This window comes from Nonomuraea turkmeniaca, from assembly GCF_005889735.1.
In the GTDB taxonomy this organism is placed as follows: Bacteria; Actinomycetota; Actinomycetes; order Streptosporangiales; family Streptosporangiaceae; genus Nonomuraea; species Nonomuraea turkmeniaca.
Genome location: NZ_VCKY01000323.1, coordinates 1 through 10,096 on the forward strand (window position 1 = coordinate 1; position 10,096 = coordinate 10,096).

13 protein-coding genes are annotated in these 10,096 nt (G+C 70.0%); 6 read left to right on the plus strand and 7 right to left on the minus strand.

The genetic code is table 11. From position 1 onward, the window contains the following. The 4 genes from ETD86_RS49370 to ETD86_RS49385 all read right to left on the minus strand — a co-directional run. Positions 1-682: hypothetical protein (locus ETD86_RS49370; protein ID WP_211370817.1), on the minus strand; the 682-nt coding region annotated here is incomplete at its 3' end. 205 nt (positions 683-887) lie between these two features. Next, positions 888-1,256 (minus strand): VOC family protein, encoded by a 369-nt coding sequence (locus ETD86_RS49375; protein WP_138673541.1) that lies wholly within the window; start codon positions 1,254-1,256, stop codon positions 888-890. Positions 1,257-1,258: 2 nt separating this feature from the next. After that, complete coding sequence (locus ETD86_RS49380) at positions 1,259-1,636, minus strand: VOC family protein (protein WP_138673542.1); 378 nt, start codon at positions 1,634-1,636, stop codon at positions 1,259-1,261. Positions 1,637-1,763: 127 nt separating this feature from the next. Beyond that, positions 1,764-2,768, minus strand: a complete 1,005-nt coding sequence (locus ETD86_RS49385; RefSeq protein WP_246149440.1) for a S1 family peptidase — start codon at positions 2,766-2,768, stop codon at positions 1,764-1,766. 302 nt (positions 2,769-3,070) lie between these two features. Here ETD86_RS49385 and ETD86_RS49390 point away from each other — a divergent pair, with 302 nt between their 5' ends. Further along, positions 3,071-3,550 (plus strand): hypothetical protein, encoded by a 480-nt coding sequence (locus tag ETD86_RS49390; RefSeq protein ID WP_138673544.1) that lies wholly within the window; start codon positions 3,071-3,073, stop codon positions 3,548-3,550. On the opposite strand, the gene ETD86_RS49395 is transcribed toward ETD86_RS49390, so the two are convergent. Continuing rightward, positions 3,544-4,686 carry an MFS transporter gene (locus ETD86_RS49395; protein ID WP_138673545.1) on the minus strand — a complete coding sequence of 381 codons (1,143 nt, stop codon included), beginning with the start codon at positions 4,684-4,686 and terminating at the stop codon, positions 3,544-3,546. The two genes, ETD86_RS49390 and ETD86_RS49395, sit on opposite strands and share 7 nt — an antisense overlap. A gap of 311 nt (positions 4,687-4,997) precedes the next feature. Between ETD86_RS49395 and ETD86_RS49400 the strand changes: the two genes are divergently transcribed. Further along, positions 4,998-6,266, plus strand: a complete 1,269-nt coding sequence (locus ETD86_RS49400; RefSeq protein WP_246149441.1) for a TIGR04013 family B12-binding domain/radical SAM domain-containing protein — start codon at positions 4,998-5,000, stop codon at positions 6,264-6,266. Here ETD86_RS49400 and ETD86_RS49405 read toward each other — a convergent pair. Next, a complete protein-coding gene (locus ETD86_RS49405; protein ID WP_138673547.1) occupies positions 6,263-6,475 on the minus strand; it encodes a hypothetical protein in 213 nt (70 codons plus the stop codon). The genes ETD86_RS49400 and ETD86_RS49405 overlap by 4 nt on opposite strands. Positions 6,476-6,558: 83 nt before the next feature. Continuing rightward, positions 6,559-7,068, minus strand: coding sequence for a VOC family protein (locus tag ETD86_RS49410; protein ID WP_138673548.1), 510 nt, complete (start codon positions 7,066-7,068; stop codon positions 6,559-6,561). Positions 7,069-7,130: 62 nt separating this feature from the next. On the opposite strand from ETD86_RS49410, the gene ETD86_RS49415 reads away from it, so the two are divergent. The 4 genes from ETD86_RS49415 to ETD86_RS49430 all read left to right on the plus strand — a co-directional run. After that, a complete protein-coding gene (locus ETD86_RS49415; protein ID WP_211370818.1) occupies positions 7,131-7,616 on the plus strand; it encodes a MarR family winged helix-turn-helix transcriptional regulator in 486 nt (161 codons plus the stop codon). A gap of 60 nt (positions 7,617-7,676) precedes the next feature. After that, on the plus strand, positions 7,677-7,865 hold the full coding sequence (locus ETD86_RS49420) for a hypothetical protein (protein WP_138673550.1): 189 nt from the start codon (positions 7,677-7,679) through the stop codon (positions 7,863-7,865). Between the two features lie 29 nt (positions 7,866-7,894). Further along, positions 7,895-9,040, plus strand: a complete 1,146-nt coding sequence (gene xylA, locus ETD86_RS49425) for a xylose isomerase (RefSeq protein WP_138673551.1) — start codon at positions 7,895-7,897, stop codon at positions 9,038-9,040. Further along, positions 9,037-10,096 (plus strand): FGGY family carbohydrate kinase (locus ETD86_RS49430; protein WP_138673552.1); only part of this gene is annotated, 1,060 nt, incomplete at its 3' end. The genes xylA and ETD86_RS49430, both read left to right, overlap by 4 nt.

Below are 10,096 nucleotides of genomic sequence, written 5' to 3' on the forward strand. Positions count from 1 at the left end.
CCCACCAGGATCCTGTCACCCGCTTGCCGAGCGCAGCGATCAGGACGACGAACGCCGTCCCCATCGGCAGCATGGACAGGCGGAAGAGCAGCGTCTCCGGCTCTATCCCTGTGGCCCAACTAGTGGCGGCCATCTCGGCGTAGACGAACCAGTGGTAGGACAGGGGCTCACCCAGGACCTGCGGGACCATGGGCGGGACGTGGTGCTTGAGCTCGCCGACGAGGGACAGATGGAACGGCATGTCGACGTAGGGGTTGGCGTTGCCCGGCCACCGCAGGCCATGCCACTGATAGAGGATCGTGGCGGCCCAGATGACCACGACGGCGACGAGACCCGTGAGCGACCAGGCCGGGCCCGCCGGCATGCGCCAGGCCCCTGGGGCGACGCGCCAGTGACGTCGCAGGCGGGGTGTCACCGTGAAGGTGATCATGGTGGCGAGCGGCCACGCCAGGAACCAGCGCGGCTCGTTCCCGGCTCGCGCGGCAATGTAGGCCAGAACCTCGGCCGCACAGCCCACCGCGGTCCCACCGGAGAGATCGACGGCCAGGCCGCCGCGCACGGGTGAGCACGCGCGCCAGATCAGCGTGCCCGGCACCACCACGCCGAGTGCGACATACCCGAAGTACATGGCGATGTCGCCGGCGGGTGTGTCATGAGCCAGCAGGGCGAGCACCATCGACACCAGGAGTGCGGCACCTGGGAGAAACTGGAGCGCGCGCCGGGGTCCCCGAACTTGTACGCCGTCTCGACGAGCTTCGCCGGCTTCTCGCAGGGGCGCAACCGTCATGGCGGGCTCACCTTCGCCGCAGGGTGACCTGTCGACTCCGCAATGTATCCACGCCATGACGCGCGGCGTCCGTCACAACGTCATGTGTCCCCCAAGATGCCTACAGCTGGAGCACGGACAGGATGTTTCCCGCCGGGTCGGTGAACCAGGCGATGGGCGGGCCCTCCTCGCGGGAGACGCCCTTCTCGTCGGTCTTGATCTGCGGGTAGCGTTCGAAACGCACTCCGCGGGTCACCAGCTCGTCCACGGCCGTGTCGATGTCCTCCACCGGGAAGTTGAGGATAGTGAACGTGGCCGGGGCGTGGTTGGCCTTCGGGTAGACCAGGATGTCGGTCCCGCCCGCTATGCGGAGGGTCAGCAGGCCGTGCTCCTCCGAGACCCGCAACCCCAGCGTCTCGCCGTAGAACTTCTTCGCCGCCGCGATGTCGTTCACCGAGAACCCGCTGAACGCCTTCGTCGTGCCGAACATCGTCACATCGCCTTCCTGTGCTCCTCGCTGAGCTGGATGATCTGGACGTAGTTGCCGTCCGGGTCGATCGCGGTGGCGAAGAAGCTGCCGTCACGGTCCTCCAGCTCCGTCAGCCACGTCACGCCCGCGCTCTCCATGCGGGCCGCCACGGCCCGGGCGTCGTCCACGTCGAAGTTCAGGATCACCCGGCCGGGCTCGGGATTCTTGTCGGCCACGTCGTCCCGCGTGTCGATGAACAGGAAGAACTCCCCGAACTTGAGCACTCCGTACCCGTTGACGTCGGTGTCGCTCTCGGGGTCGAGGGCGGTGACGTACCAGGTGCGGAGGCGGTCGGGGGCGGTGCTGGCGAGCAGAAGGCTGCCAAGGGCCGGGCGCTTCATGGACTGTCTCCTCTGTTCATAAATGCGTGTACAAGGGGACAGACCTGGCGGCGGGCGAAAACTCATCGCCGCAAACGGCCGCGCAGCGTGCCCGGGTCTGGTGGGCACGCTGCGCGGGGGTTTTCGGTCAGCCGGTTCGGAGTGTGAGACCGTAAACGCTCAAGATCTCATTGACCGGCTGGTGGTACGTCGTGCCGCCGGTGGTGCAGTTGCCCGAGCCGCCCGAGGTCACACCCTGGGCCTGGTTGCCGGAGATGAACGAGCCGCCGGAGTCGCCCGGCTGGGCGCAGGCGCTGGTCCTGGTCAGGCCGGTGACGGTGCCCTGCGGGTACCTGACGGTGGCGTTGTGCTGCTGGATGAGGCCGCAGCGCCAGCCGGTGGTGGAGCCGGAGCGGCAGATGGACGCGCCGACGGAGGCCTGGGTGGAGCCGCGGACGGTCACGAGGGAGCCGCCGGAGCCGCGCACGTACGGCGTCGCGTTGTTGCCGGGGGCGGCGACCCACGCGTAGTCGTTGCCGGGGAAGGACGAGCCCTGGAAGGTGCCCGTGGGGTTCGTGGTCCTGGAGCCGGCCCGGCCGCAGTGCCCGGCGGTGACGAAGCCGGGAGTGCTGCCCCTGGTGACGGAGAAGCCGACGCTGCAGCGGCTGGAGCCGATGTAGAACGGCGCGCCGCCGATGATGTCGATGTACGTCCCCGGCCGCTCGGCCGTGGCCGCCACGGTGACCAGGCTCCGGTCGACGCCGGAGGCGGCGACGAGGGCGTCGGCGGCCTCGACCGTGGGCGCCTGGACGGAGACGGTGTTGGTCTTCACGTCGACGTACCAGAGCGAGGCGGCGGCGGTGGTCCGCCGCGGGGCCGCGTCGAGCTTCTGCATGACCGCGTTGAGGTCGGCCAGCGTGCGCTTGACGAGGACCGGCTGCGCGCCCTTCGCCTCGATCGCGGGGGCGGCGTTCGGGTCGGTGGTGGCGACCATGAGCTTGGAGGCGTCGTCGTTCAGCCAGGCGCCGCCGAACGACCCGCCGAGCTCGGCGGTCAGCGTGGACTCGGCGGCCGCGGCGCGTTCCTCGTTGGCCAGCCGGGTGACGACTTGGGCTTCGGAGAGACCGAGGTCGCGTTCGAGCGCGTCGACCATGGAAGGGGGTGCTGGGGAGGTGGATTGCGGTGCAGGATCAGCTGCTGCGGGGCTGAGGGGGGTTGCCAGGCAGAAGGCTAAGATGACGCCGCCTACCAGCGCACAGCGCTTACTCGACATGTGCACTCCTCGGGTGGGGGTGCTGTCAAGTTAACGGCTGGTACGAAGGCGGATCAGATACCAAAGGGCCCGTATTTCGGTGTTATGGCCGGGTTTGGGACAGGGTCCGAACCGGACATTTCTCGCCTTAAAGGTGGATGTGGCATTAGGTCGGTAAGGTCCCGTTGCTGGAGGTGTTCTCTGTGCGTAACGGTGTTCGTCACGTGCTCGGTGCGGGCGCGGGCCTTGTGGCCACACCGCTGATCGCCGCGGGGGTCGCGTACGGCCTCAACAGGCCCCAGCCGATCGTCGACCGGATCGCGCTGGCCGCGTTGTTCGGCGCCGTGATCGTCGTCGGCGTCCTGGCCGGGTCGCGGGTGTCGCCGCTCGGCTCGCTGCTGCCGGGCCTGGCCTTCATGGGACTCTGGGTGACGGCGCAGGTGCGCTTGGGCATGGGCGGCGACCACAAGCTGTGGTACGAGTTCGTGCCCGCCGAATATCTCCAGGGCTACGAATCGTTCCTCCACACCTGGTCTCCCGTGGTCGGATGCATCCTGCTCACCGCCTCGGTCTTCCCTTCCCGGTGGCGGGCGGCGGCCGAGCCCGTCGCGCCGCCTCCCGAGGAGGAGGCGGCGGTCCCCGAACCGCCGCCCTTGCCCAAGCGGATCCCCTCCCGCTACTGACGACGGGACCCCAGCGCGAGTAAGGCGATGAGCACGTACGGCGCCACCAGCAGGGCGAACGTGGCACCGTGGGACAGGCCCGACGAGGCGGCCCCATAGACCGCGTAGACCGCCAGCGTGACCAGATTCTCGCCCAGCCCGGCGACCGACGTCACAGTGGCCCGGGCCGGGCCGGTGATCCGCTCCTGGAGGCGCGCGTCGGCCACCACCCCCGTCATCTGGAACGCCCCGAACGCCACCGCGATCAACACGAACCCGGCGGCGTGCCCGCTCAGCGCCCCCGCCGCCATGGCGACGGCCGCCGCCCCGATCGTCAGGGCGTACGCGCGGGCGGGCATGCGCTGGGCGGTCCCGGCCAGGAGGCCGCCGGCCGTGGCCCCGAGCCAGACCACGAGGGTCACCACCTGGATGGCGGTCTTGGACAACCCCGTCTCCGCCCCGAGATAGGGAACGTACTCCTCCAGCGCACCCCAGATCGCCGTCACGAAGGAGACGAGGAGGAGCGCGTCGAGCACCCTCCGGTCCGAGCGGGCCTCGTTGAACCCCGCTCGGAGAACCGCGAGATAACTCCCCTCGGCTGCGGTGGGGGGCGTGCGATGCTCGGGGAGCGTCAGGGCCGTGGCGGCGCACAGGACGCACGCCAGGACGCTGGCCACCCCGACGGCGGGATAGCCGCCGGCCGCGAAGACGGGCAGGGCCAGGCCCATCGATGCCGCGACCGCGACGAGGCCGACGGATTCGGCCCGGCCCATGACGGTGGCGTACCGGCCCTCCTGGCCGAGACGCTCCAACTCCTCGTAGGAGAGGGCCTCGAAGGCACCGGAGACGAGGGCGCCCTCCGCGCCCCACAAGACGAAGCCCACGGCGAACGCCCAATAGGACGGGGCGATGGTCCACAGGGCGAAACCGGCGCCGGCCAGCAGCGGGCCGAGGCACAGGAGCAGACGCCTGGACACGGCGTCGGCCCACGCGCCGGACGGGACCTCCAGCACCATGCCCGTCACCGACCAGATGATGAGCAGGGACGAGGTCTCGGCCACGGACAACCCGGTGTCCATGAACAACAGCGTGTACACCGGGTAGAGCAGGATGAATTCGCCTAGGAACGTATAGGCGTAAAGTTTCGGGACGAGCATGAGGCCTTCCAGGGAGACGAGCAGGGACTCCGAGTGCTCGTCGCCTCGGAGGTCCGCGCGCCCCGCGCCGGCCTCTGGTCAGTCATCAATGTCGCCAGTGCATGGCACGAGTCTAGCCTCGATCCTGGCCCGGAACGGGCGGCGTTCCAGCGCCGCTGTGTTCATGGTCGCGCTCGCACGGGGCTCCGCTGGTCACGCAAGCTGCCGCTCTCCGCCCCAGGCTCGCCGCTCCGTGTCCATGATCGCGCCCGCACGGTGAACGTGGCGCGGGAGCGTACCCAGACCTGTCATAAAGTCCAATGGTGGCTGACGTGACTGTGGTGGTCCGATACCGCAAGGCTGTGACGTACGGCGTGCACGCGCTGCTCGCCGCCCTGGAGACCGCGAAGGTCGAGCACGAGCTGCGGCTGGGCACGACTCCGGAGGAGACCGCCGAGCACATTCTCGCCGGCGAGGCCGGCCGGGTGCTGGTGCTGTGGTCCTTCTACTCGCCGGACGCCGAGGCCATGGCGGCCGAGCTGGCCACGGTCAAGGCGCTGAGCGGCGGCCGGGGGCTGCACATCGCGGGCGGCGTGCACGCGACCGCCGAGCCGCAGCAGGTCATCGACGCGGGCTGGGACCTGGCGGGGATCGGCGAGGGCGAGTCGACGATCATCGCACTCGTCCGCGCGCTGCAGGACGATCAGCCGCTCACCACGGTCCCCGGACTGGCGATCAAGGACGAGGACGGGGTCGCGCTGCGGACCAGGCCGGCGCCGCAACTGCCACTGGACACGTTCCCGTCCTTCGTCGGCAGGAACGGGCCGATCGAGATCACGCGTGGATGTCGTTATACGTGCCGCTTTTGCCAAACACCTTTCATGTTCGGCGGCCAGTTCCGGCACCGGTCGGTCGCCAGCGTGCGTGAGCACGTGCGCGGCATGGTGGACCGGGGGTTGCGGGACATCCGGTTCATCACGCCGACATCGCTCTCGTACGGCTCCCCCGGCCCCGACCCCGATCTCGGCGCGGTGGAGGAGCTGCTGGCCGGGGTCAAGGAGGAGCTGCCGCCGAACGGGCGGGTGTTCTTCGGGAGCTTCCCGTCGGAGGTGCGCCCCGAGCATGTCACGCCGGAGGCGATGCGGCTGCTCAAGCGGTACGTGGCCAACGACAACCTGATCATCGGCGCCCAGTCGGGATCCGACAGGGTGCTCGCGGCCTCGGGGCGCGGCCACGACACGTCACCGGTGCGCGACGCGGTCAGGATCGCGGTCGAGCACGGCTTCCGGCCCAACGTCGACTTCATCTTCGGGATGCCCGGCGAGGACGAGACGGACCAGGACGCCTCGCTCAAACTGGCCGCCGACCTGGCCGATCTCGGGGCGCGCATCCACACGCACACGTTCATGCCGCTGCCGGGGACTCCCTGGCGCGACGCCGAGCCGGCGTTCATCCCGCTCACCACCATGCAGGAGCTCGACCGGCTGGCGCAGCGCGGCGACGCGTACGGGCATTGGCGCAAGCAGGCCGAGCACTCCGCGCGGCTGGCCGAGACGGCGAAGGCCTATCCGCGCCGGGCGCGGCGGCGGCGTACCGGCTAGTCGTCGTCCTCGTCCAGGGCGTGCAGGACCCGTTCGAACGCGTCGCTGACGGGCCGCAGCGCCTCGGAGAACGCGTTGACCAGCGGACCAAAGATCTCGGTCATCTCGGTCAGGAAATCGGGACTCTTGTTCTCGGGAGGCGCCCAGCGCATGGCGTCGGCGCTCAGCGTCTCCCACTCGTCGACGGCGCCGTCGATAGCGTCGAGCACGTGATCAGGATCGCTTGGCATGACCGTTCTCCGCAGCAGAGAAGGAGTCGACTAATCAAAGGAGTCGATACAGCCACGGTACTTCAGGCCGGGATGGACACGCCTACTCCGCCCCGCGTCCGGGCGCCGTAGCGCTCCTTGTCGGCGCTGAGGTCGAGCGGGCGGATCGTGGCGCGGCCTGCCAGGGTCTCGTCGGTCAGCAGCGAGGCCGGCACCAGCCACGACACCTCGAACTCCAGCCCGTCGGGGTCCCTGGCGTACAGCGCCTTGGTGGTGCTGTGGTCGGACGAGCCGACCAGCGCCCCGAGCTCGGCCAGCTTGGCCGCGATCCGCTCCAGCTCGTCGAGGGTGTCGACCTCCCAGGCCAGGTGGTAGAGGCCCACCGAGGTGCGGCCGGCCGGCGACGGCGCGGCGTTCTCGCCGAGCTCGAACAGGCCCAGGTCGTGGTCGTTCGTCGAGCCGGGAGCCTGCAGGAAGGCGGCGCCCCGCATGCCCATCACGACCTCGAAGCCGAGGGCCTCCCGGTAGAAGGCGACGCTGCGCTCCACGTCGCGGACGTAAAGGACCGCGTGGTTGAGCCGATGGACCGGCATGATGATCCCCTTTCAGCAGAGTCCCACCACTAAGTATATGAGAGTTCAACTAGATTGAGCGGGTGACGAGATGGCTGGATGAGGACGAGCAGCGGACCTGGCGGCGGTTCCTGACGGCGACGCAGCTGATCAACGAGGCGCTCGACCGCCAGCTCCAGCGGGACGCGAACATGCCGCACGCCTACTACGTGATCCTCGTACGCCTGTCCGAGGCGCCCGGGCGGGCGATGCGGATGAGCGAGCTGGCCGCCCAGGCGCAAAGCTCCCAGAGCCGCCTCTCGCACGCCGTGGCGCGACTGGAGGAGCGCGGCTGGGTGCGCCGCGAGCGTTCGGCGGCCGACCGCCGGGGCAATGTCGCCGTGCTGACCGAAGAGGGGTACGCCGCGCTCGCCGCCGCCGCTCATGGGCACGTGGAGGAGGTGCGGCGGACCCTCTTCGACGTGCTCGAGCCCGAGCAGGTACGCGAGCTGGACGAGATCTGTGCCGCCGTCGTCTCCGCGGCCGGCGGGCACGTTTCCCCGGCCGGTGGGAACACGCTGGCGCGATAGCGAGAAAACTGTCGGGCGGAGGCCGTAGCGTTCTCGGCGTACCCGATCGAGGAGATGCCGATGCACGACACCGAAGAGGCGCTGTTCAGGGCGGTTCACGGAATCGCGGGCCGCTTCGCCGGCCAGCCCGTGCCCGTGGTCATGGACGCGCTGCTGCGCGACCTGCCCCAGGCCCCCGGCCTCGAGGTGGCGGAGATACGCAAGATCGCCGAGGAGATCAGCGTGGGGCGCGATCCATCGGGCTTGTGAAGAACTGATCGCCAGGGGAGCATCGACTCATGTACGAGCCAACCCCTGATGATCGATTCACGTTCGGTCTGTGGACGGTCGGCTGGCAGGCACGCGATCCGTTCGGGGACGCCACCCGGGCGCCCCTCGATCCCGTGGAGAGCGTGCACCGGCTGGCGGAGCTCGGAGCCTATGGCGTCACTTTCCACGACGACGACCTGCTCGCCGTCGAGCCTGATCGCGACCGGGCGATCGCGGCCTTCCGGAAAGCGCTTGCCGAGACCGGGCTGAAAGTGCCCATGGCCACCACCAACCTGTTCACGCACCCCGTCTTCCGCGACGGCGCGTTCACCAGCAACGACCGTGACGTGCGGCGATACGCCCTGCGCAAGGTGATGCGCAACCTCGACCTGGCCGCCTCGCTGGGTGCCCGGACCTATGTGTGCTGGGGCGGCCGTGAGGGCGCCGAGTCCGACGCGGCCAAGGACGTGCGGGCCGCGCTCGCCCGCTACAAGGAGGCCATCGACCTGCTGTGCGGATACGTACGCGAGCGCGACTACGGCATCCGCTTCGCCATCGAGCCCAAGCCCAACGAGCCGCGCGGCGACATCCTGCTGCCGACGATCGGGCACGCGCTGGCGTTCATCGGCGAGCTCGAGTATCCCGACATGGTGGGGCTCAACCCTGAGGTCGGCCACGAGCAGATGGCCGGGCTCAACTTCGTGCACGGCATCGCCCAGGCCCTCTGGCACGGCAAGCTCTTCCACATCGACCTCAACGGGCAGCACGGGCCGCGCTTCGACCAGGACCTGGTCTTCGGGCACGGCGACGTGATGAGCGCGTTCTTCCTGGTGGACCTGCTGGAGCACGGCGGCTACGACGGGCCCCGGCACTTCGACTACAAGCCGCTGCGTACGGAGGACCCGTCCGACGTGTGGGTGTCCGCGGCGGCCAACATGCGGACATACCTGATTCTGCGGGAGAAGGCCCGAGATTTCCGGGCCGACCCGGAGGTCCGTGAAGCCCTGCGCGCCTCCCGCGTCGAGGAGCTCAGCCTGCCCACGCTCAACCGCGGCGAGACGCTGGCCGATCTGGCCGGGGACGACTTCGATCCCGACGCAGCCGCGCGGCGCGGATACCATTTCACTCATCTCAACCAGCTTGCGCTGGAGCACTTGTTAGGAGTTCGTGGGTGACGCTGGTCGCTGGGGTCGATTCTTCGACGCAGAGTTGCAAGGTCGTCATTCGTGACGCGGAGACGGGCACGCTGGTGCGGCAGGGCCGGGCGCCGCACCCGGACGGCACGGAGGTGCACCCGTCGCACTGGTGGACGGCGTTGTTGCAGGCCCTCGAGGAGGCCGGCGGGCTGGACGGCGTGGCCGCCGTCAGCGTCGGCGGGCAGCAGCACGGGATGGTCTGCCTAGACGAGTCCGGAAATGTCGTACGCGATGCCCTCCTCTGGAACGACACCCGCTCCGCTCAGGCCGCCCTCGACCTGATCGCGGAGCTGGGCGGCCCGCAGGCGTGGGCCGACGCGGTCGGTTCGGTGCCGGTGGCCTCCTTCACGGTGACCAAGCTGCGGTGGCTGGCCGAGCACGAGCCGTCCAACGCACGGCGGACCGCGGCGGTGTGCTTGCCGCACGACTGGCTCACATGGCGGCTGGCCGGGGCGTTCGCCTCGGGGGTGCCCTTCTCCCGGGCGGCCTGGCAGGACGCCCCTCCCCCGCCGCTCGACCACCTCACCACGGACCGGGGAGACGCGTCGGGCACCGGATATTGGTCGCCCTTCACCGGTGCGTACCGTACGGACCTGCTGAAGGCGGCGTTCGGGGCGGTGCCGCTGCTGCCCCGGGTGCTGGGACCGGCGGAGGAGGCCGTGGCCACGGTCACGGGCGCGCAGGGTCCTGGGGGCGTGCTGATCGCACCCGGCACCGGTGACAACATGGCCGCCGCACTGGGGGTGGGCGCCAAGCCCGGTGACGTCGTGGTCTCGCTCGGCACCTCCGGCACCGTCTTCGCGGTTGCCGAGACCCCCAGCGCCGACCCCACCGGCGCGGTGGCCGGCTTCGCCGACGCGACGGGACGTTTCCTGCCGCTGGTATGCACGCTCAACGCCGCCAGGGTCATGGACGCCGCCGCCCGCATCGCCGGGGTCGGCCTCGACGAGCTCGGCAACCTCGCGCTCCAGGCGCCGCCGGGGGCGGGCGGGCTGACGCTGGTGCCGTACCTGGAAGGCGAGCGCACCCCCAACC

Coding starts and splice junctions, on each gene's coding strand:
- xylA (WP_138673551.1), top strand. CDS start 7,895: ATGTACGAGCCAACCCCTGATGATCGATTCACGTTCGGTCTGTGGACG.
- ETD86_RS49420 (WP_138673550.1), top strand. CDS start 7,677: ATGCACGACACCGAAGAGGCGCTGTTCAGGGCGGTTCACGGAATCGCG.
- ETD86_RS49375 (WP_138673541.1), bottom strand. CDS start 1,256: ATGTTCGGCACGACGAAGGCGTTCAGCGGGTTCTCGGTGAACGACATC.
- ETD86_RS49380 (WP_138673542.1), bottom strand. CDS start 1,636: ATGAAGCGCCCGGCCCTTGGCAGCCTTCTGCTCGCCAGCACCGCCCCC.
- ETD86_RS49410 (WP_138673548.1), bottom strand. CDS start 7,068: ATGCCGGTCCATCGGCTCAACCACGCGGTCCTTTACGTCCGCGACGTG.
- ETD86_RS49395 (WP_138673545.1), bottom strand. CDS start 4,686: ATGCTCGTCCCGAAACTTTACGCCTATACGTTCCTAGGCGAATTCATC.
- ETD86_RS49385 (WP_246149440.1), bottom strand. CDS start 2,768: ATGGTCGACGCGCTCGAACGCGACCTCGGTCTCTCCGAAGCCCAAGTC.